Genomic DNA, 22023 nt, shown 5'->3' with positions numbered 1-22023 from the left:
CTATGATTATATAGTTTTTGTTTAGTAATTTTACAAGCAAATTAAAGATATGCCAAATAGAATTAAAAAAATAGGAGTTTTAACATCTGGAGGTGATGCCCCAGGAATGAATGCTGCTGTTCGTTCTGTAGTAAGAACCTGTGCGTATCATGGTGTAGAATGTGTAGGAGTGTACCGTGGTTACCAAGGTATGATTGAGGGCGATTTTAAACCTATGGATGCACGTAGTGTAAGAGGTATTATTAACAAGGGTGGTACCATTTTAAAATCTGCTCGTTCAAAAGAATTTAGAACCAAAGAAGGACGCGAAAAAGCGTTTAAAAATATTGTAAAAGAAGGTATTGACGGACTAGTAGTTATTGGTGGTGATGGGTCATTTACCGGAGCTTTAGTTTTCAATAAAGAATATGATTTCCCTGTAATGGGAATTCCTGGTACTATTGATAATGATATCTTTGGAACTACACATACCTTAGGTTTTGATACAGCACTTAACACCGTGGTAGATGCTATTGATAAAATTAGAGATACAGCAAGCTCACATAACAGATTGTTCTTTATAGAAGTTATGGGGCGCGATGTTGGTCATATAGCACTAAACACAGGAATTGCAGGTGGAGCAGAAGAAATTTTAATACCAGAAGAAGATTTAGGTTTAGAAAGATTAAAAGAGTCTCTAAACAAAAGTAGAACATCTGGTAAAACTTCAAGTATTGTGGTGGTTGCCGAAGGTGATAAAATTGGAAAAAACATTTTCGAATTAAAAGAATATGTTGATGAAAATATGGAAGGTTATGACGTACGTGTATCTGTACTAGGGCACATGCAACGTGGTGGAGCTCCTTCTTGTTTTGATAGAGTGTTAGCAAGTAGAATGGGAGTTAAAGCTGTAGAGTCATTGCTAGACGGAGAAACTAATTACATGGTTGGTTTACTAGACAATAAAATGGAATTAACACCTTTAGAGAATGCTATTAAAGGTAAAACAAAAATAAATTTAGAATTATTACGTGTCTCAGATATTATGAGCACATAACACACTAATTAACTTAGATATGTCAAAATTAAAAATTGGAATTAACGGTTTCGGTAGAATAGGTAGAATTGCCTTTAGAGTTGCAGCTTCTAGATCTAATGATATTGAAGTAGTAGGAATTAATGATTTGTTAGATGTAGAACATTTAGCATACTTATTAAAATATGATTCTGTTCACGGCAGATTTGACGGAACAGTAGATATTAAAGACGGAAACTTAGTAGTAAACGGTAACGAAATAAGAATTACTGCAGAACGTAACCCAGAAGATTTAAAATGGGATGCTATTGGTGCAGAAGTTGTTTTAGATTGTACAGGTATCTTTACTACATTAGAAGGTGCTCAAAAACACATAACTGCTGGAGCTAAAAAAGTAGCTATTTCAGCGCCTTCAAAAGATGCACCAATGTTTGTAATGGGTGTTAACAATGACAAAATTACTGCAGAAGATACTATTGTGTCAAACGCATCTTGTACAACAAACTGTTTAGCACCTTTAGCTAAAGTAATTAATGACAATTTCGGAATTGTTGAAGGTTTAATGACAACAGTACACGCAACTACAGCAACACAAATGACTGTAGACGGTCCATCTAAAAAAGATTGGAGAGGTGGTAGAAGTGCTATTGCCAATATCATTCCTTCTTCTACAGGTGCTGCTAAAGCAGTAGGTAAAGTAATTCCTGAATTAAACGGAAAACTTACAGGTATGGCATTTAGAGTACCAACTCCAGATGTTTCTGTTGTAGATTTAACTGTTAGAACTGAAAAATCAGCTACTTGGGATGAAGTTAAAGCTGCTTTAAAAGCTGCTTCAGAAAATGAATTAGCTGGTGTATTTGGTTACACAGAAGAAGCTGTTGTTTCTCAAGACTTTGTTTCAGAATCATTAACTAGTGTTTTTGATGCAGGAGCAAGTATTGCTTTAAATGATAACTTCTTTAAGTTAGTATCATGGTATGACAATGAATTTGGTTACTCAACAAAATTGGTTGATTTAGCTCAATATATTGCATCGGTTAAATAATTTAGTTTGTAATTATATCACTCCACAGTGTATTAAGTGTTTTTACATTTGATTACTGTGGAGTTTTTTATTTTTGGTTTTATGATTTTAATTGTTGATAGTGGTTCTACCAAATCAGATTGGTTAGCGGTAGACAAAGAAGGTAATAAATTAACGGAAAAAATTCGTACAAAAGGGCTTAATCCTGCCATTTTGAGCGAAAAAAAACTTCAAAAAATCATAAAAAAAAGCAAAGAGTTAAAAAGTAATAGCGACAAAGTAACTCACGTATTTTTTTATGGGGCAGGCTGTGGTACAGAAAAACCTAGAGAACTTTTAAAAGGTGTTTTAGAAGATTTTTTTCCAAATGCCCATGTTGAGGTTAACGAAGATACTTTAGCAGCGGTTTATTCAACAATTAATCAACCAAATGAAGCTGCTGTTGTTTGTATTATGGGTACAGGCTCTAACTGTAGTTATTATGATGGTAAAAATATACATCAGCGTGTAGCATCTTTAGGTTATACTTTAATGGATGATGCTTCTGGAAACTATTATGGTAAACAATTAATTAGAGACTACTATTTTAACCATATGCCAGAAAATGTAAAGGTAGCTTTTGGTTCAAAATATAATATGGATTCAGATTTTATAAAGTATAACTTGTATAAACAACCTAATCCTAATGCATATTTAGCAAGCTTTGCAGAATTTATGTTTTTACATAAAGATTCAGAATATACCATTAATCTAATTAAAGACGGTATACGTTTATTTGCTAAAAATATGATTATGCAATATAAAGAAGAGCTTAAAACTGTACCAGTACATTTTGCTGGTTCTATAGCGTATTTCTCTCAAAATGAAATAAAAGAAGTAGCCGAAGAAATGGGCTTTAAAGTTGGTAATTTTGAACGCAGACCTATAGATGGTTTAGTACCATTCCACATTAAAAACTTATAGTAATAAGAAAATTACATATTTTTAAAAAGAGGGGTAATCCCTCTTTTTTGTTTTACATATTTTGAATAGCTTAGAGCCCTTTTTAAAATTCAATTAAAGTTTTGAAGAAACATTTAGCCATATACATATCTAATAAAGACGATAAAAGAACGCTAATAAAGAACATTTTAGCAGGTAGCATTATTAACGAATTACAAAATTTAAAAGGCGCCTTGTTTTCAGAAATAACTATAAACAAATTTATTGAAGAAGAAAGGCGCCACGGACATATAGATATTGCTACTGCCAATAAGAAAGGACTAACAAAATCATCTGAAGGAGAAAGAAAAAAGGCTTTAATAAATTATATTATTGCTAATAAACCAGAATATATTGTAGCCGATAATGTATTTGGAAATTTAGATGTTGAAGCCCAAAAAAACATTGCAGAAACTTTAGAAGATTTAAGTAAAACCATCTGGATAATTCAAATAACAAACAGAAAAAGAGATATTCTTCCTTTTATAAAATCTGTTTACAAACCTGTAGGTAAAAGCATAGAATTAATAAAAGATTTTAATAGTTTAACTCCTAAAACAACGAAACATTTTATAAAAGACTTACCAAAACCCATTGAAAAGGTAGCAGTAACAAGTAAATCTTTAGTTAAGTTTAATAAGGTTACAGTTTCTTATTTAGATAAAACGGTAATAAAAGACATTTGTTGGGAAATTAAACAAGGCGAATTTTGGCATTTAAAAGGACCAAACGGTTCTGGTAAAAGTACCATATTATCACTAATTTCTGGCGATAACCCTAAGGCATTTAATCAAGATATTCACCTTTTTGGTGTAAAAAAGGGTAGTGGTGAAAGTGTTTGGGATATAAAAATGAAAATTGGCTATTTTACATCAGAGATGCTTCAGGGCTTTAGGCGTTCTGATACTATTGAAAGGATGATCCTTTCTGGGTTTTATGACTCGGTAGGGTTATATAAATACCCTAATGAAAATCAAATATTAATTGCGCATCAATGGTTAAACTTATTGAATATGCTTGATGTTAAAGATAGAAATTTTCAAACTTTATCAAGCGGACATAAGCGTTTGGTTTTAATTGCCAGAGCCATGGTGAAACATCCGCCATTACTTATTTTAGATGAGCCTACAAACGGACTTGATGATGACGATATTGGTATTTTTACAGAGTTAATAAATAAAATTGCTAAAGAGAGTGAAACAGCAGTTTTATACGTATCGCATAGTAAAGAAATAGGACTAAAACCAGATTTTGTTTATGAACTTATTCCAAATAAAAAAGGTTCTATTGGTAAAAAAATATAGCCTAAAATATGAAGCTGTTTATTCATCAGCGGGTCTTATGTCAACAGCTACATTCATTTTGTTCATACCAGTGCTATAAATAACACCTTTAAGAGGTGGAACATCATAGTAATCTCTTCCATAAGCAATAACAATATGCTGGTTTTTAGGAATTTGATTGTTTGTAGGGTCAAAATCTACCCAACCAAACTCAGGAATGTATACTGAAAACCAAGCATGTGAAGCATCAGTTCCTACTAGTTTTTCCTTTCCTGGTGGAGGTAATGTTTCTATATACCCGCTTACATATCTTGCGGGTAAGCCAACAGAACGCACACAGGCAATAGCTATTTGAGCAAAGTCTTGACAAACACCTTTTTTCTTTTCAAAAACTTCTTTAATAGGGGTAGCTACATTGGTTACTTTGGTATTAAACTCAAAATCTGTATAGATACGTTGCATTAACTCATGCGCTGCTTCAAATACAGAGCGTTTTGGTTTAAAAGACACTTCGGCATAGGCTTTAATTTCTGGTGTTATTCCTGCTACTAAAATAGATTCTAATATAAACTGGCGTATGTTTAATAGCTCAGAATTAATATTTTTTAAAGCCAATAAAGCTTCTTGTAGAGTTATGTTTTGTCCTTCAGGAGAATTATAAATATTTGGTTGTAAACTACTGTCTTTTTCAATAATGCTATTGGCTGTTACTTTTAAAACAGAATGATGCTTTTGAATTGAAAACCTAGTTACGGTGTTCCCAAAAAAATCTAACTTTTCAGAGATTTCAGTTGGGGTAGGAGTAATATCTAAGTTATAATCTAATACAGTTTGCCCAAGCATAGTTTTTGGTTTTATAGTGGCTATGTTATGACAAAAAGTTACGCCTACTTCGTATTTATAACTAGTGGTGTGTGATACTTTGTATTTCATTTATGAAAGTGGAAAATTTTGATTTACCAATTGCTTTTGTTGATAAGAATGGTTAAAATACATATCTGATAATTCTATAGATGCCTCATGAAGTAAATTGCCTAAATCTCTTAAAACATGGTCTAGATTCTGTCTTATGGCTTCATGTTCATCTAATTGTAAAAGCATATCTGTGTTTAAATTTTTAATTAATAAACTGGCTTTTGCAATTTTTTGTTGGCATTTAGATATGCCTTCGGTGTTTTTGGGCAATGGTAATCTATCAATATCTTTTTTAATACGATTAATTTGATAGGTTAAAGACTTAGCGTACTCTTTATCTAATAAAAGTAAGTTTAACACATTTTCTAAACTTAAATGAGAACGATAGCTGTATCTGTAAATATTTAAACTTTCATTACTTAGAAGAAAAGATTCTAAAATTTCATATTGTCTAGCTTCATCAAAATTAAAAACAAGAAGTGCTCTACTTTTAGCAACATTCATCATAGCTTGTTCTGCTTGTAAGCCAATAAAGTATAAAAGAAGTCCTTGATTAACTAAAATACTTTCTTCAATTAGTCCCATAAAAGCTATTAAACGTGTAACAATTCGGTCTAAAAATTTAACTAATTCTGGAATTGAGTAATCGCTATTTTCTTTAAACTTATCCCATAATTTTTTTATACTATCAAAAACACGCCACATATCTCTAGACCATAAGCTTCTTAAAGTGTAATAAGAATTATTGAAACTAAACATGGTTTGCGCAAAACTTCCTAAACGAGTTTCATCTGTTATTAATGAAATAATTTCTTTTAAGGGATTTTTTAGTATCTCTTCAGAACCTTTTCCAACAAAACCAGGAAAAGTAGAGGTAATGGTTGTAACAGATTTAAATAAAAATACCAGACTCTCAGAATCGGTTTTTCTATTATGATACTGTTCACTATTCATTTTATTAAGAACCATACGTAAATACCTAGCGGTACTTAAAGATCTGCTTAAATATCTACCAGACCAATAAAGGTTTTCTGCCATATTACTGGGCAAATCATTTATATGAGATATGGAAATTTTACAGGTATTGTTCCATGAGTATTTTTGAATATTAGGTTGCAGCTCATCAGTAACAATCCAAAAATCTTTACTTACACCACCTCTTTGGTTTGATACAAATAAGTTTTCTCGTTCTGGAGCAACTCTTACCAAACCACCAGGCATTGCAGTATAACTATCTTTAGTTGCTATAGAAAATGTTCTGCATACTACTTTCCTTGGTTCTAAATTACCGTTTACAAAATCTGGTGCGGTAGAAAACGAAATTTTTTCTTGTGCCACAAATTGGTATGGAGTTAGTAGAATTTCATCTCTTAAAGTTTTTAACTCATTACTGTCTAAAAACTCACAGAAAAATATACTTTCTCGGTTAGATCTGTCAATACGTTTAACAACTAAATCTTTTAAATGATCTAGTACATAATGGCATTCTTTTTCTTGTCCACACCACCAAGAGGCTATTTGTGGTAAAATTAAATCTTCATTAAAAAAGTAATTACAAATAGCATTCATAAATGGTATTAAACCAGAATTTTCTAAAATACCGCTACCAATAGGGTTTATAATAGTAACACGTTGTTCTCTAATAACGTCTAACAAACCAGCTACTCCTAAATAGGAATCTTCGCGTAGTTCAAGCGGATCCATAAACACGTCGTCTACACGTCTTAAAACCACATCAACCTGCTTAAGTTCTTTTAAGGTTTTCATCCAGAGTTTACCATTTCTAACAACTAAATCGTTACCAGTAACTAGCGGATAGCCTAAAAAAGAGGTCATATAGGCGTGCTCAAAATAGGTTTCGTTAAGCGGTCCTGGTGTAAGCACAACAATATTAGGGTTGTCTTTATTTTGAGGCGCCGATTCAATAAGCATTTTATTAAAATGAAAGAAGAAGTTAGAAGGATCTTTCACGTTAATCCCTTGAAAAATGTTAGGCATGGTTCTACTTAAAGAAAACCTATTTTCTAAGGCGTATCCCATACCAGAAGGGGCTTGTGTTCTGTCATTTACCACCCACATACGTCCATCTGGTCCTCGAGCCAAATCTGCCGAATGTATTAGTAAATTTTTAGCTGTTTTATACTGAATTTGATCACATTGCCTTAAAAAACCACGATGAGCAAAAATAACTTCTTGTGGTACAATACCATTTTTAATGAGCTCTCGCTTACCATAAATATCTTTTAAAACTAAGTTTAGTAATTCGGCTCTTTGAATGATGCCTTTTTCAATATCTTGCCATTCTTTTTGGTGTATTAAAAACGGAACGATGTTTAAGTTCCATGAGCGGTTCATCCCTTTGGGATCATTATAAACGTTATAGGTAACGCCATTTTCATCCATTAACCAATCAATCTCCGCTTGTTTAGCTGTTAAATTATCATTGCCAAATTGTGTTAGGTTATTGAGTAGTTTTTCCCAATTGGGGTTTATAGTCATGTTAGATTTTAATACTTCATCATAATTCTTAAAGTCAGAAAAATAATTTTGAAATAATGTATTAGAACTAAAGGGCATACAATGTTATTTTTTTCGCAAATCTAAGGTATTTGGAAAATCTATGTTAATAGGAAGTTCTTTATACTTAAATTTTTTCTTTTTTTCTTGAACTTCAACTTTTCTATAAGAAGGTTCAAAACCTTGAGATATGTTTTCTATGTGACCTTGAGAATGCCCAAACTCCCAGAAACGATTTATTCTTCTAGATTCTGCTTCCAAGCTGTTAATAGGTGCAGCTTCATATGAGCGCCCTCCAATATGTGATACAAAATAAGTGCAACCACCAATAGAGCGTTTGTTCCAAAGGTCAACAATATCAAAAACTAAAGGCGTGTCAACACCAATAGTAGGATGTAAGGCAGAATACGGATTCCAAGCTTTATATCTAATACCAGCAACATATTCTTCTTTTACTCCTGTACTTTTTAGGTCTACTCTTATGCCATTACAAGTAAGTACGTACCTATCGTTATTAAAATTAGAAACTTTTACTTGCATTCTCTCAACCGAAGAATCTACATATCTGGCTGTACCGCTACCGGTAGCTTCTTCACCTAAAACGTTCCAAGGCTCTATGCCAGCACGTAATTCTACATGAATGTTATTGATATTAACCATGCCATGTAAGGGGAATCTAAACTCAAAAAACGGATTAAACCAATCTTCTTTAAAGTTATAACCAGCATTATTTAATTGCTCTACAATGTCTTTAATGTCTTCGCGTACAAAATGTTCTATTAAAAATTTATCATGTAGTTCTGTTCCCCATCTAACTAGTTTGTGTTCGTAAGGTTTTTTCCAAAACCATGCAACTAGAGTTCTTACCAATAAGTTTTGCATTAAACTCATTTGTGCATGTGGAGGCATATCAAAAGCACGTAGCTCTAAAATACCAAGTCGTCCTGAAGAAGAATCGGGTGAATATAGTTTATCTATACAAAACTCTGCTCTATGAGTATTTCCGGTTATATCTGTTAATAAATGACGAAATAACCTATCGGTAAGCCAAAAAGGAACATCTCCATTTTTTGGTATTTGTTCAAAAGCAATTTCTAACTCATATAGGTTATCCATTCTGGCTTCATCAACTCTAGGTGCTTGACTTGTAGCACCAATAAAAGCACCAGAAAAGAGATATGATAATCCGGGGTGATGTTGCCAAAAAGTTAGTAAGCTTCTTAATAAACTAGGTTTTCTTAATAACGGACTATCGGCAGGAGTTACACCTCCTAAGGTAACATGATTGCCTCCGCCAGTACCGGTATGTTTACCGTCTAGCATAAATTTTTCGGTGCCTAATCTTGCTTTTTTAGCTTGTTCGTAAAGTTTTAGAGTGTTGTTTGTGAGTTCCTCCCAGTTTTTAGCAGGATGAATGTTAACTTCAATAACTCCGGGGTCTGGAGTTATTTTCATAGACTCTAAACGGTTATCATGAGGCGGATCATATCCTTCTAAAACAACAGGAATGTTTAGCTCTTGTGATGTTGCTTCAATGGCAGCAATTAAATCTAAATAGTATTCGGCAGCATCTAATGGTGGTAAAAATAAATGTAGTTTTTCATCTCTAATTTCGGCACATAATGCGGTGCGAACAAAGTAGTTAAATTTACTTGGCTTAAGTCTTTTGGTTTTAAAATCTCTCTTGCGTTTTGCAACTAATTCTGAATAATTGGGGAATTCTTTTTGTTCTGAAAATTGATCTGGTTCAAAAGTAGGAAATTCATCTTGTTTTGGTTTTTGAATTAAAGATTCTAAAGGGAGTCTGAGACCAACAGGAGAATTGCCCGGAATTAAAAAAAGGTGCTTTCTTCTAAACTCCCACGTACTTGTATACCATGTGTTTTGTGAGTTATTTAGTGGCAATACGTATCCAACGGGTTTTGTGGTTCCTTCTTTTAAAAGTTCTTGTAATTTATTTTTTACTAATAAATTTCCATCCTTTTTTGTAGGATCTATATCAAGAGGTATTTTGCCTTCTTCCCAAAGAAAATAGAAGCTATCTTCAAAGGTTGGCATGATTGTCCAATCGGTTACCCCTAAATATTTTGTTAGTTTTTCAAGGAATTTTTTATCGGCGTTTTTAGGAAGTTTGGGATTGTTAGAAAATAGCGATAGCAAATTTTTATTTTTCCAAATAGCTTTACCATCTTTTCGCCAACATATTTCAATAGACCAACGGGGAAGGGGTTCACCCGGATACCACTTACCTTGTGCTTGGTGTAAAACGCCTCCTTTACCAAAAGTGTCATATAACCTTGTTGATAGATTTTTTGCTAGTTCTCTTTTATGTTCACCATCGGCAGCGGTATTCCATTCTGGAGATTCCATATCATCAATTGATACAAATGTGGGTTCGCCTCCCATGGTTAGTCTAACATCACCTTGTTCTAATTCTTCTTCAACTTTAAAACCTAAATTGTAAATGGCATTCCATTGTTCTTCGGTATAAGGTTTAGTAACTCTTGGCGATTCAAAAATTCGTGTTACAGAGTTTTCAAAAAAGAATTCGGTTTCACACACATCGGTGGCACCTGTTACAGGGGCAGCACTTTCAAATGAAGGTGTACAAGCTAAAGGAATATGACCTTCTCCGGCTAAAAGCCCAGAAGTAGCATCAAAACCAATCCAACCAGCTCCGGGAATATAAACTTCTGTCCAAGCATGTAAATCTGTAAAGTCTTCTTCAGGACCAGAAGGTCCGTCTAATGATTTTTCATCAGATTTTAATTGTACAATGTATCCAGATACAAAACGAGCACCAAACCCTAAATGGCGCATGGTTTGTACAAATAACCACGCATAATCTCTACAAGATCCTTTTTTTAAAGATAGTGTTTCCTCGCAGGTTTGTACACCAGGATCCATTCTAATATTATATTTTAAATGCTCATAAATCTTTTTATTGATATCAATTAAAAAGTAAATGGTTTTTCTAGGGGTGTAATCAATGGTTTTTAGAAATTCTTTAAGTAACGGGCCGTTATCTGTAATTTCTAAATAGGGTAAAAGTTCTTTTTTTGTAGTTTCTAAATACTTAAACGGGTATTCTTCGGCATACTTTTCAACAAAAAAATCGAAAGGGTTTATAGATTGTAAATCTGCTATTATTTCTACATCTACAGAAAGTTCTTTTGTTTTTTCAGGAAATGTTAAACGCGCTAAATAATTTCCAAAAGGGTCTTGTTGCCAATTTAAAAAATGTTTTTCTGGTTTTATTTTTAAAGAATACGCCTCAATAGGAGTTCTACTATGAGGAGCAGGTCTTAATCTAAAAATATGTGGAGAAAGAGAAACTGAACGATCATATTTGTAAATTGTTTTATGAGAAATCACAACTTTTAACGCCATAAGTATGCTAGGTTTTTTAAAAATAAATTCACCTAAAAAAGCAATAGTAGCAATTGCTTTTTTAGGATTTTAATAACGATGTTTTTAAATGTAATTAATATTTGTAAAATAATAAGTATTAAACATTTAAAATTACAAGATGCTGAAATTTATGTTTAATAATTTTACGTATTAACAAAAAAACACCTAAAAAATACTTAAAGAGAAGTTTAAGTTAAGAGTTGTATACTTGGTTCTCTTGTTCGGCAACTCTAATAAATGTGGTACGTTTTGTAAGTTCTTTTAATCGTTTTGCTCCAACATAGGTACATGTACTTCTTAGTCCGCCCAAAATATCTTGCAAAGTAGAGTTTACTTGCCCTCTATAAGGTACTTCAACAGTTTTACCTTCGCTAGCTCTATACTCTGCAACACCGCCTACGTGTTTTTCCATAGCCGTTGTAGAACTCATGCCATAAAACTTTTTAAAGGGTTTACCGTTTTTTTCAATAGTTTCTCCGCCACTTTCATCATGTCCTGCAAACATGCCACCTAGCATAACAAAATCTGCACCTGCTCCAAAAGCTTTGGCTATATCACCAGGGATAGTACACCCGCCATCGCTTATAATTTGACCACCTAAGCCATGAGCAGCGTCGGCACATTCAATAATTGCAGAAAGTTGTGGATATCCTACACCAGTTTTAACTCTGGTGGTGCAAACAGAGCCTGGACCAATGCCTACTTTAACAATATCTGCTCCAGAAAGTAATAATTCTTCAACCATTTCTCCGGTAACAACATTACCTGCAATTATTACTTTTTCTGGGTATAATTCTCGGGTTTGTTTTACAAAATCTGCAAAATGTTCAGAGTAGCCGTTAGCTACATCTATGCATATAAACTTTATAAACGTGTTATGTTTTAAAATTTCTGCTAATTTTTCAGAATCCGCTTTACTAATACCAGTACTTACTGCAATATAATTTGAGAATTCATCAGGTAAGTTTGCTGAAAAAGCATTCCAATCGGCTATAGAATAATGTTTGTGAATTGCGGTAAATAGCTTGTGTTTAGATAGGGCTTTAGCCATTTCAAAAGTGCCAACTGTATCCATATTTGCTGCCATTATAGGGATTCCTGTCCATGTTAGCGGACTGTGCAAAAATTTAAAATCTCTTTCTAAGTTTACTTCGGCTCTACTTTTTAAGGTAGATCGCTTTGGACGAATCATTACATCTTTAAATCCCAATTTTATTTCGTATTCTATGCGCATTTATTTTCTAATTTTAATAAATTAAAAGTACAATTTTTAAATAACTTTGAATATGTAATGAAAGATAAATATGTTTAGTTTGTTTTTATTATTAGTATATTTATAAATATGTTTACACCCCACAATTTTTAAATGAATTTTCTATTAAAGTATTTGAGAACCAACGTTAAAAGAATTCTTTCTTTTTTAATTTTTGCATCTATAATTCTAATCCTTTTTTTAGGATATGCCTTTTTAGAGAATTTTTTTGATGTAAGAACCATAGTAGTTTCTTTATTTACCATAGCTATAGTACAAGTTTTTGTTTTGCAATATTTTTTTAAAAATCAATTAAAAAATGACATTACTAGAAACAACTTGGTAGAAAGAGTTAATGAATTAAAAAGTTCTCTTGAAGAAACCGAACGATTAGCAGAACACAAATCAATTTATTTAGCAAATATGAGTTATGAGGTTAGAACACCTTTAAATACCGTTATGGGTATGCTAAATATGTTGGGGCAATCTGAATTAAATAGTGATCAACAAGCACAGATTGAAATTGCTCAGTATTCATCAAAACACTTATTGCAATTAGTTAATATGGTAACTAGTAATGCAGAAGTAGATGCTGGAGATTTTAAATTAAATATGCTAACAATTGACTTAAAAACAGACCTAACAAAACTCTTTAAAGTTTTTGAATATCAAGCTTGGGAAAAAGGTTTAGAGTTTGAGTATAAATTTCTTTCTGAAGAAAAAGATAAGTTCTTGGTTTTGGCAGACTCTGCTAGAATTCAACAAGTGCTAATAAACCTTATAAATAACGCTATTAAGTTTACCAATTCTGGTAAGATTTCAATTATTATAGATCAAACAATTGGTATAGACAATGAGCAAATTATAACGTTTTATATAAAAGATACCGGAATAGGCATGAAGCCCGAAGAGGTAAGACGTATTTTTGATGATTCTGAAATTGCTTATGATGCCACTATGATGCGTGATTATAGAGGTGGTGGTATTGGGCTCACTATTTCTCATCAATTAGTAAAATTAATGGGAGGGGAGCTAAAGTTAGAAACAAAAGAAAATGAAGGTTCTACGTTTTATTTTAGTTTACAACTTAAAAAGACATTGAATATAAAAATAGAAGAAAAAGAATTTAAGCCCATTTTAAAAGAAAAATTTAATGTTTTAGTGGCAGAAGATAATAGAATGAACCAAAAGGTTATTAAATTTTTATTAGAGCGACAAGGAGCCGATTGTACGTTTGTTAAAAACGGGCTAGAAGCTCTAGAACTTTATAGAATATTAGATTTTGATATGGTGTTTATGGATATTTACATGCCAGATATGGATGGGTATGAAGCTACCAAATCTATACAAAGAACTAGAAAATATTCAAAGTTAAAAACACCAATAATAGGGGTTTCTGCTAGTGCATTTAAAGATGATATAACCAATGCAAAATTAGCAGGAATAGATGATTTTTTATCTAAACCTATACAGGTAGAAAAGCTAAAACAGTTACTTATTAAGTATTCTAAAAAAGAAACTTCTGCCTAAATTAATTTACAGCAATCATACTAATTTCAACATTTACATCTTTTGGTAATCTAGCTACCTGAACAGTTTCTCTTGCTGGTGCTGTAGCTTCATCAAAATAGCTTCCGTAAACCTGATTTATTAGACCAAAATCATCCATATTACTTATAAAAATAGACGATTTAACAACGTTATCAAAAGTCATATTTGCAGCCTCTAAAACAGCTTGTAAATTTTTCATTACTTGGTGTGTTTCTGCTTCAATATCATTTAAAACAAGTGTACCAGTTTCTACGTTTATAGCAATTTGACCAGATATGTATAGCGTGTTATTACTAAGAATGGCTTGATTATACGGTCCTAAGGGGGCTGGGGCATTTGTAGTAGTTATTATCTTTTTCATTAAAATAGATTTTATAATTGTCGGTCTGGTTGTCTTCGTTTTTCGTATTTTAAGTCTTGTAAAATACTAGACTTAATACCAATAAAGAAATTCCATGATTTATTATCGCTAAACGGAATCCAGCTAAAATTCATTCTCCAACTTTGTAAATCTCTTGAAAACCGCAATTGTGTATAAGTAAACCCTTGGTTTTTTATATCATAACCCGATGATGCGCCAATAGACCATTTACTGGTTAGTTCAATATCTCCAGAGAACATAAGTGAGTGTGATGATATTTCATTTTGTCTTCTAGAGTTGGCATAATTTATAGCATATGCTAAACGGAGATTCCAAGGTATTTTATGGTTGAAAAATTCATTTTCTTCTTCTTCCTCTTTTCTATTGCCTCTTTGGTTTCTGTCTATTTGCTCATTGGCAAAATCTAAATTTTCTGGTAATACATCTTCAGGATTATCAGCCCCTGTACCAGAATCTCTGCCTTTATCTTTGTTATTCCCGTCTTTACTAGATAGAGACCAGCTAGCAGTTAAATTTGCACTGGTTACCCTAAACAGACTGCCTCCATTATCAATATTAAATGTATTTATTCTAGTGTTATTATTATCTAGTGCGTAGGGGTCTAGGGTAGCACCAAAGTTTACACTCATTTTGTTATCAAAAATTTGGGTGCTTCCACTAACCCTTACAGGGCTCCATTGTAATGAATCTGCAGCAAAATTATATGCTGTTGAAAAGTTTAAACTATTTAAAAGTTTTATTTTTTTATCTTCAGTAGCAGTAGAATCTTTATCTCTTACTTTGGCTTCAAAGTTATTGGCTAAAGAAATACCCATAGAGCTTGAGAAACTTTTATTAGGTGCACCATAAATAGATTCTTCAAACCTTGAATATTCTACATCTGTAGTTGTTAAACCATCGGCAGTAATAACTTCTTCTTCGTAGGTGTCATAATATTTATCAAAAGCAGGGTTAATGTTGTAACTAATAGAAGGCCTCATAACATGCCTAATGGCTTTTAAATATGAATCCTTACCTTCCTTTTCAAAATTAAACATACCATAAAGGGTGGTTCCTATACTGGTACTAAAATTGTACGTTCTATAGGAATCAAAACCGTTTATGGTTTCTGTTACTTCTTCGCCTTCAACAGAGTCATAATATTTTTCAATGGTTTTAAATGTCCATACTTCGTTATAACTAGTACTAGCACTAACGCTAAAATTTTTAAATACTTTAAAGTTTGTGCTTAATGGTATGGAATGCTTAAAGCCAGCTTTGGCATCATCAAACATTTCTTTTTTAAAGAATAGAGAGTCTGTAGTCGTTATTCTGTTTTCTCCCGTTACGTTATATTGTAAGTTTATGTTTTGAATAATCCCCTTTTTTGAGCCTGTTTTGGATGCAAATGGATAAACTCTCCCTATACTTCCTTGAAAGGTTGGGAGGGTCATATTTACAGTTTCTGTATTAGTGTTTTGAGAGTGTGTGGCACTTAAACTGTAATTAATTGCGGGTTCTGTATCAAAAGTTTTTGAGTATGAAACTGATGATGATAATGTGTTTGTTAAATAATTACTACCAGAGTTAATTTGATTTATTGATGCCTGGTAATATTTACTACTACCTAAATTAACTGAGGCAGAAAAACGAGAGCTAGGGCTGGCTTTAGAATCTTGACTATGAGACCACCGTATGTTGTAAATGGTGCTTTTGGCATAGTCTGGGAAACCAAATTCACTGGTAATTAAGTTTTCATATCTAAAGGCTACATTACCTCTAAAACGGTACCTTTTGGCATAAGCACTTTCTAATCTTAAACCGTAACTTCCGTTGGTGTAATAATCTCCTAAAACAGCTAAATCTACATAATCATTTATAGCAAAGTAATACCCGCCGTTTTGTAAAAAGTAACCGCGACTATTTTGTTCACCAAAAGTTGGAATTATAATACCAGATGTGTGTTTTTCACTTTGTGGAAAAAAACTAAAAGGTAACCAAACTGGGGTGGGCACATCATAAATATACAAACCAGCAGCCCCAGTAACTATTTTTTTACCCGGTACTATTTTTGCCTTTAAAAGTCTTATGTAATAATCAGGATCTTCAAGGTCTTCAGCAGTAGTGTATTTTGCCTCTTTTACAAAATACACAGAGTCATTTTCTTTTTTTGTGATACTAGCTATTACGGTACCTTCGCCTTGTTCTGTTTTAGAATTGTAAATAAGCGCTTTTTGTGTTTCTGTATTAAAAACAATAGAGTCTGGTTCTACAACATTACTACCTTGTGTAAAAACAGGTTTTTGTGTGTAACCCTCAATGGTATCGGTTATACCTTTTGCATATACGGTGTTTTTGTTATAATCTATAGTAATACTACCAGCAGTTATATTCATGTCTCCATAATCTATAGAGGCATTATTGTATAAATACAGTTTTTGTTGTTTTTGGTTAAACTTTGTGTAATCTGTAGCACTGTATTTAACTATATGTTCTAATAACTCCTTAGGTTTTACAGAATCTGTTACAGTAGAATCTTGATTTTTTTTAGAAATTTCAATGTCTTTTTCCTTTTTAATGTCATTAGCATTAATAGCCAATGTGTCTTGAACAGGATTTCCTATAATGGGTTTTGGTTTTTTAGGAATGTCTTGACCAAAGCTTATAGTGTTAATAAACACTGTAAAACTTAGAGCAAAAAGTATTTTAAAGTTGTTTGTATGCAACGCTTTTAATGTATTTTTGTAAAAGTATGGCTCGGTTTTTGAATTGCCAAAATTACATATATTTTTCTGTGTATTGATTTAAAATTTAAAATAAAATCTACACTTAAAAATAACAAGTAATAAACCGTTTTTTTTAGACGTTAAAATATTTATGCAAACGTACAGATTATCACTTTTCGTATTAATTATATCAGTATTAACATTTTCTTTAGATACTAATGTGTATGCTCAATCTAATTCTAATAAGTTTGTTGTAGTGTTAGATGCGGGGCATGGTGGTAAAGATCCAGGTAATATGGGGAGTGGTTTTAAAGAAAAAGATATTGCTTTAAAAATTGTTTTAGAAACAGGAAGGCAACTAGAAAGAAATCCAAACATTAAAGTTGTATATACTCGTAAAAAGGATGTTTTTATAGATTTAGATGTACGAGGAGCCATTGCCAATAAAGCCAATGCCGATTTATTTGTATCTGTTCATTGTAACGCTCATAACTCTCAAGCGCATGGAACTGAAACATTTGTGTTAGGAACTCATAGAAATAAAACTAATTTTGAAGTAGCTAAAAAGGAAAATTCTGTAATTTTTCAAGAAAGTAATTATGAGCAAAAATATGATGGTTTTAATCCTAATTCACCAGAATCTTTTTTAGCAATCTCTATAGCACAAGAAGAATATTTAGACCAAAGTATTAAACTAGCTAGAATAATTCAAGATAAGTTTACCAATTCATTAAAACGTAAAAACAGAGGGGTAAAGCAGGCAGGTTTTATAGTATTACACCAAACGGTAATGCCCAGTGTTTTAATAGAGGTAGGTTTTTTAACATATAAGAGAGAAGGTGTTTACTTAAATTCATCCAAAGGTCAAAAAGAGATTTCAACAGCTATAACTAAAGCTATTTTAGATTATAAAAATAGTATAGCTACAATAGGAGACTTTAGTGACAATAAAGAGTTTGATGAAATTCCAAAAGAATCAAATGGTATAGAATTTAAAATTCAAATAGCAGCCAGTTCTAAAGCATTAGAAACCAAGCCATATAATTTTAAAGGCTTAAATGAAATTACCAGATTAAAAGAAGGTAGTTTGTATAAATACTATTATGGTAGTACAACTAATTACGAAACCACAAAACAGTTAGAAGAAGAAGCCAGAAGCAAAGGCTATAGCTCTAGTTTTGTAGTAGCTTTTAAAAATGGAAAAAAAATACCGTTAACAGAAGCCTTAAAAACAATAGCCAATTAAGAGTGTTCTTTTCAAAATTATTTTAAATTTGTTTTTCAAACATATTTAATTATAAAATGAGCCATAAAATAGAATTTATAAGAATTTTAAAATTCACATGGCTAGTTACATCTGCCCCAACCATAAAAATCAACTAACATTAGATGAAAATAACAAAAGAAGTTAAAACAGCCTTATTAGTAATTTCAGGAATAATACTTCTTATTTTTGGGTTTAATTACTTAAAAGGACAAAATCTACTAGATTCTTCACGTAGGTTTTATACAGAATATGATAATGTTGAAGGTTTAACCCCATCAATGCCAGTAACTATTAGCGGAAAAGTAATAGGAAAGATTACTAAAATAGACTTTAAAGGCGATGGTTCTGCTAAACTTAGAGTAGAATTATTAGTAGATAGCGATTTTCAATTCTCAAAAAATAGTAAAGCCGAATTATATGAAACAGGCCTTATTGGAGGTAAAGCTATTGCTATTGTACCAGCATTTGATGGCGCAGAAAATGCCAAAGATGGCGATGTGTTAGCCGGAAGTGTTAAGGCTGGATTAAGTGAATTAGTAAACCAAAAACTTACGCCATTACAAGAAAAATTAGAAGCTGTTCTAGGTAGTAGTAAACAATCACTATCAAACATAAATGATGTTTTTGATGAACAAACAAAAGCTAATTTAAGAAGTAGTATTGCAGAGTTAAACGCTACTATTAAAACATTTAAAGTTTCGGCGCAATCTATTAACAACCTATTAGGAAATGATAACAGTAATTTAAATAAATCATTATCAAATGTAGAAATAATAACTTCTAATTTATCTAAAGTATCAGATTCTATTGCTAATACAAACATTGGTAAAACCATTGATAATTTAGAGTCTACTTTAAATAACTTCAACACCATTTTAGCAGGTTTAGAAAAAGGCGAAGGCTCTATGGGTAAATTGTTAAAAGACGAGACTTTATATAACAATTTAGAAGGAGCAACAGAAGAATTAGAGGAGCTTTTAAGAGATATTAAACTGCACCCAAAACGCTATTTTAGAATACTTTCTAAAAAAGAAATACCTTATTCAGGAGACGAAGAAGAAAACAACTAGTATGAATTATTTGCCAAATATAATTTTTGCAATTCTACTCATTTTCGGAATTGGTTATTTTACTAAAAATGTAAAAAAGCTAATTAGAAATATCAAGCTTGGGCAAGATGTAGATGTAAGTAATAACAAAAAAGAACGTTTTAAAAACATGATGCGCATTGCCTTTGGGCAAAGTAAAATGGTGCGTAGACCTATTGCAGGCATGTTGCATGCTATTGTTTATGTAGGGTTTATTGTTATTAATATTGAAGTTTTAGAAATAATTATTGATGGGTTATTAGGTACTCATAGAGCATTCTCTGGAATAGGAGTAACTTACGGAGTTCTAATTGGAATTTTTGAAATATTAGCCATTTTAGTTTTAGTATCTGTTACTCTATTTTGGATTAGGAGAAATGTAATTAAAATACGCCGTTTTTGGAATAAAGAAATGACTAGTTGGCCAAAAAATGATGCCAATTACATCTTGTATTTTGAAATGGTGCTTATGACACTGTTTTTAATAATGAATGCTACCGATGTAGCATTTCAAAGCATGAATAATGGCAATGTTATCAGCCAATTTATAGCACCGTGGTTTAGTAATTTACCAGAAGCTACACTACATATTGTTGAAAGAAGTGCATGGTGGCTACACATTGTAGGTATTTTAATCTTTTTAAACTACTTATATTTTTCAAAACATTTGCATATTCTGTTAGCATTTCCAAACACCTATTACGGAAGCTTAAAACCTAAGGGACAGTTTAACAATTTAGAATCTGTAACCAAAGAGGTTAAGTTAATGATGGATCCCAATGCAGACCCATTTGCAGCTCCTGCCGATGATACAAACGATGAAATGCCTGCCAAGTTTGGCGCTAGTGATGTACAAGATTTAAACTGGGTACAACTACTTAATGCTTATACCTGTACAGAATGTGGTAGGTGTACATCATCATGTCCTGCTAATTTAACAGGTAAAAAACTATCACCTCGTAAAATTATGATGGATACGCGTGATAGATTAGAAGAAGTAGGTAAAAATATAGATGCCAATAAGGGTGAATTTAAAGATGATGGCAAACAATTATTAGGAGATTATATAACCCATGAAGAACTTTGGGCATGTACTACCTGTAACGCCTGTGTAGAAGAATGTCCGGTAAGCATTAACCCATTGTCAATTATTTTAGATATGCGTCGTTATTTAGTTATGGAGCAAAGTGCTGCCCCAACAGAACTAAATAATATGATGAGTAATATTGAAAATAATGGTGCTCCATGGCCTTATAACCAAATGGATAGATTAAACTGGAAAAATGAATAATTCAAAATAACCTAACGGTATGAGTGATGAACTTAAAGTGCCAATCATGGCAGATTTAATGGCAGAAGGCAAGAAACCTGAGGTTTTGTTTTGGGTAGGGTCTGCTGGCAGTTTTGATGATAGAGCCAAAAAAATAACCAAAGCCTTTGTTAAAATTCTTAATAAAGCAGAAGTAGATTTTGCCGTTTTAGGTACCGAAGAAAGTTGCACGGGCGACGTTGCTAAACGTGCTGGGAATGAGTTTTTATTTCAAATGCAAGCATTAATGAATATTGAAGTACTAAATGCTTACGGAGTAAAAAAAATTGTTACCTGTGATCCCCATTCGTTCAATTGCTTAAAAAACGAATACCCAGAATTAGGAGGAAATTATGATGTAGTGCATCATACACAGTTTATTCAAGAGTTAATTAAATCTGGTCGACTAAAACTTAAAGGTAATTTATACAAAGGAAAGCGTATTACTTTTCATGACCCATGTTATTTAGGAAGAGCCAACAATGAATATAATGCACCAAGGGAGATACTAAAAAGTACCAATGCAAGTATTGTTGAAATGAACCGACATAAACGTAACGCATTATGTTGTGGGGCAGGTGGGGCTCAAATGTTTAAAGAACCCGAAAAAGGCGATAAAGATATAAATGTGCTAAGAACCGAAGATGCGCTACAAACAAACCCTAATATAATAGCAACAGGTTGTCCTTATTGTAATACCATGATGACCGATGGTGTTAAAGCCAAAGAAAAAGAATCCGAAATTTCAGTTTTAGATATCGCTGAACTAATTGCTAATTCAGAAGAATTATAAACAAAATGCTAGTAGATTTTAATACATTACCAGAAGAGTCTAAAGTTTGGATTTACCAAGCTAACCGTTCTTTTACAGAAGAAGAAATAGCCGAAATATCCTCTAAATTAGAAACCTTTATTGAAAATTGGACCGCTCATGGAGCCGATTTACATTCTGGGTTTCAAATAAAATATAAACGTTTTATCATCATTGGTTTAAATCAAAATTTAAACGCAGCCACTGGGTGCTCTATAGATGCTTCTGTACATTTTATTCAACAATTAGAGCAAGAATACAATGTAGATTTAATGGATAAAATGAACGTATCTTACAAACAAGGAGAATTCATAGCTTATAAATCTTTAGCAGATTTTAAAAAAATGGCAAAAGATAGGGCCATCTCTAAAAATACCATTGTCTTTAATAATCTGGTTAACAACATAGCAGAGTTTAAAGAAAACTGGGAAGTACCAGCTAGTGAAAGTTGGCATAGTAGATTTCTTAACTAAATTTTATTTCACTTCTTTTTATATTTCAAATAGAAT

At 32.2% G+C, this 22023-nt stretch carries 16 protein-coding genes; 10 read left to right on the top strand and 6 right to left on the bottom strand.

The genetic code is table 11. The annotated features are described in order from the left end of the window. The first annotated feature begins 49 nt into the window (after nucleotides 1–49). From pfkA to BWZ22_RS15835, 4 genes are all read left to right on the top strand, one after another. Nucleotides 50–1036, top strand: coding sequence for a 6-phosphofructokinase (pfkA, locus tag BWZ22_RS15850; RefSeq protein WP_076701897.1), 987 nt, complete (start codon nucleotides 50–52; stop codon nucleotides 1034–1036). Nucleotides 1037–1055: 19 nt separating this feature from the next. Beyond that, nucleotides 1056–2063 (top strand): type I glyceraldehyde-3-phosphate dehydrogenase, encoded by a 1008-nt coding sequence (gene gap / locus BWZ22_RS15845; protein WP_076701895.1) that lies wholly within the window; start codon nucleotides 1056–1058, stop codon nucleotides 2061–2063. Between the two features lie 81 nt (nucleotides 2064–2144). Continuing rightward, on the top strand, nucleotides 2145–3005 hold the full coding sequence (locus tag BWZ22_RS15840; protein WP_076701892.1) for a BadF/BadG/BcrA/BcrD ATPase family protein: 861 nt from the start codon (nucleotides 2145–2147) through the stop codon (nucleotides 3003–3005). Between the two features lie 101 nt (nucleotides 3006–3106). Next, nucleotides 3107–4327: an ATP-binding cassette domain-containing protein gene (locus tag BWZ22_RS15835; protein ID WP_076701891.1), complete on the top strand. Its 1221-nt coding sequence runs from the start codon at nucleotides 3107–3109 to the stop codon at nucleotides 4325–4327. 18 nt (nucleotides 4328–4345) lie between these two features. On the opposite strand, the gene BWZ22_RS15830 is transcribed toward BWZ22_RS15835, so the two are convergent. The 4 genes from BWZ22_RS15830 to BWZ22_RS15815 all read right to left on the bottom strand — a co-directional run bounded on the left by BWZ22_RS15830 (nucleotide 4346) and on the right by BWZ22_RS15815 (nucleotide 12383). Beyond that, nucleotides 4346–5239, bottom strand: a complete 894-nt coding sequence (locus BWZ22_RS15830; RefSeq protein WP_076701888.1) for a transglutaminase family protein — start codon at nucleotides 5237–5239, stop codon at nucleotides 4346–4348. Further along, nucleotides 5240–7798: a circularly permuted type 2 ATP-grasp protein gene (locus BWZ22_RS15825; protein ID WP_076701885.1), complete on the bottom strand. Its 2559-nt coding sequence runs from the start codon at nucleotides 7796–7798 to the stop codon at nucleotides 5240–5242. A 6-nt stretch (nucleotides 7799–7804) separates the two neighbouring features. Next, nucleotides 7805–11128: a DUF2126 domain-containing protein gene (locus BWZ22_RS15820; protein WP_076701883.1), complete on the bottom strand. Its 3324-nt coding sequence runs from the start codon at nucleotides 11126–11128 to the stop codon at nucleotides 7805–7807. 214 nt (nucleotides 11129–11342) lie between these two features. Continuing rightward, nucleotides 11343–12383 carry a GMP reductase gene (locus BWZ22_RS15815; RefSeq protein WP_076701880.1) on the bottom strand — a complete coding sequence of 347 codons (1041 nt, stop codon included), beginning with the start codon at nucleotides 12381–12383 and terminating at the stop codon, nucleotides 11343–11345. 132 nt (nucleotides 12384–12515) lie between these two features. Between BWZ22_RS15815 and BWZ22_RS15810 the strand changes: the two genes are divergently transcribed. Continuing rightward, nucleotides 12516–13931, top strand: a complete 1416-nt coding sequence (locus BWZ22_RS15810; protein WP_076701877.1) for a response regulator — start codon at nucleotides 12516–12518, stop codon at nucleotides 13929–13931. 1 nt (nucleotide 13932) lies between these two features. Here the strand turns inward: BWZ22_RS15810 and BWZ22_RS15805 are convergent, their stop codons facing one another. Together BWZ22_RS15805 and BWZ22_RS15800 are read right to left on the bottom strand one after the other, a co-directional pair. Further along, nucleotides 13933–14313 (bottom strand): RidA family protein, encoded by a 381-nt coding sequence (locus BWZ22_RS15805; RefSeq protein WP_076701875.1) that lies wholly within the window; start codon nucleotides 14311–14313, stop codon nucleotides 13933–13935. Between the two features lie 11 nt (nucleotides 14314–14324). Next, complete coding sequence (locus BWZ22_RS15800; RefSeq protein WP_371326809.1) at nucleotides 14325–16994, bottom strand: putative LPS assembly protein LptD; 2670 nt, start codon at nucleotides 16992–16994, stop codon at nucleotides 14325–14327. A 196-nt stretch (nucleotides 16995–17190) separates the two neighbouring features. On the opposite strand from BWZ22_RS15800, the gene BWZ22_RS15795 reads away from it, so the two are divergent. From BWZ22_RS15795 to BWZ22_RS15775, 5 genes are all read left to right on the top strand, one after another. Continuing rightward, nucleotides 17191–18285, top strand: a complete 1095-nt coding sequence (locus tag BWZ22_RS15795) for an N-acetylmuramoyl-L-alanine amidase (protein ID WP_076701869.1) — start codon at nucleotides 17191–17193, stop codon at nucleotides 18283–18285. Nucleotides 18286–18428: 143 nt separating this feature from the next. Then, entirely contained in the window at nucleotides 18429–19376 is a 948-nt protein-coding gene (locus tag BWZ22_RS15790) for an MlaD family protein (RefSeq protein WP_076701866.1), read from the top strand. A 1-nt stretch (nucleotide 19377) separates the two neighbouring features. Then, nucleotides 19378–20685, top strand: a complete 1308-nt coding sequence (locus tag BWZ22_RS15785; protein WP_076701864.1) for a (Fe-S)-binding protein — start codon at nucleotides 19378–19380, stop codon at nucleotides 20683–20685. A gap of 19 nt (nucleotides 20686–20704) precedes the next feature. After that, entirely contained in the window at nucleotides 20705–21496 is a 792-nt protein-coding gene (locus BWZ22_RS15780; protein ID WP_076701861.1) for a (Fe-S)-binding protein, read from the top strand. 5 nt (nucleotides 21497–21501) lie between these two features. Then, on the top strand, nucleotides 21502–21987 hold the full coding sequence (locus BWZ22_RS15775; RefSeq protein ID WP_076701858.1) for an ABC transporter ATPase: 486 nt from the start codon (nucleotides 21502–21504) through the stop codon (nucleotides 21985–21987). The last annotated feature ends 36 nt before the right edge of the window (nucleotides 21988–22023 follow it).

The sequence above is a fragment of the Seonamhaeicola sp. S2-3 genome, from assembly GCF_001971785.1.
Lineage (GTDB): Bacteria > Bacteroidota > Bacteroidia > Flavobacteriales > Flavobacteriaceae > Seonamhaeicola.
The sequence above is the reverse complement of the archived record's forward strand: the minus strand, read 5'-3'. Positions and strand labels throughout refer to the sequence as shown.

Excerpts from the sequence above, each read along its gene's own strand:
- BWZ22_RS15830 (WP_076701888.1), bottom strand. The coding sequence starts at position 5,239 with ATGAAATACAAAGTATCACACACCACTAGTTATAAATACGAAGTAGGC.
- gap (WP_076701895.1), top strand. The coding sequence starts at position 1,056 with ATGTCAAAATTAAAAATTGGAATTAACGGTTTCGGTAGAATAGGTAGA.
- BWZ22_RS15805 (WP_076701875.1), bottom strand. The coding sequence starts at position 14,313 with ATGAAAAAGATAATAACTACTACAAATGCCCCAGCCCCCTTAGGACCG.
- BWZ22_RS15785 (WP_076701864.1), top strand. The coding sequence starts at position 19,378 with ATGAATTATTTGCCAAATATAATTTTTGCAATTCTACTCATTTTCGGA.
- BWZ22_RS15790 (WP_076701866.1), top strand. The coding sequence starts at position 18,429 with ATGAAAATAACAAAAGAAGTTAAAACAGCCTTATTAGTAATTTCAGGA.
- BWZ22_RS15825 (WP_076701885.1), bottom strand. The coding sequence starts at position 7,798 with ATGCCCTTTAGTTCTAATACATTATTTCAAAATTATTTTTCTGACTTT.
- BWZ22_RS15820 (WP_076701883.1), bottom strand. The coding sequence starts at position 11,128 with ATGGCGTTAAAAGTTGTGATTTCTCATAAAACAATTTACAAATATGAT.
- BWZ22_RS15840 (WP_076701892.1), top strand. The coding sequence starts at position 2,145 with ATGATTTTAATTGTTGATAGTGGTTCTACCAAATCAGATTGGTTAGCG.
- BWZ22_RS15815 (WP_076701880.1), bottom strand. The coding sequence starts at position 12,383 with ATGCGCATAGAATACGAAATAAAATTGGGATTTAAAGATGTAATGATT.
- BWZ22_RS15810 (WP_076701877.1), top strand. The coding sequence starts at position 12,516 with ATGAATTTTCTATTAAAGTATTTGAGAACCAACGTTAAAAGAATTCTT.
- BWZ22_RS15795 (WP_076701869.1), top strand. The coding sequence starts at position 17,191 with ATGCAAACGTACAGATTATCACTTTTCGTATTAATTATATCAGTATTA.
- pfkA (WP_076701897.1), top strand. The coding sequence starts at position 50 with ATGCCAAATAGAATTAAAAAAATAGGAGTTTTAACATCTGGAGGTGAT.
- BWZ22_RS15775 (WP_076701858.1), top strand. The coding sequence starts at position 21,502 with ATGCTAGTAGATTTTAATACATTACCAGAAGAGTCTAAAGTTTGGATT.
- BWZ22_RS15780 (WP_076701861.1), top strand. The coding sequence starts at position 20,705 with ATGAGTGATGAACTTAAAGTGCCAATCATGGCAGATTTAATGGCAGAA.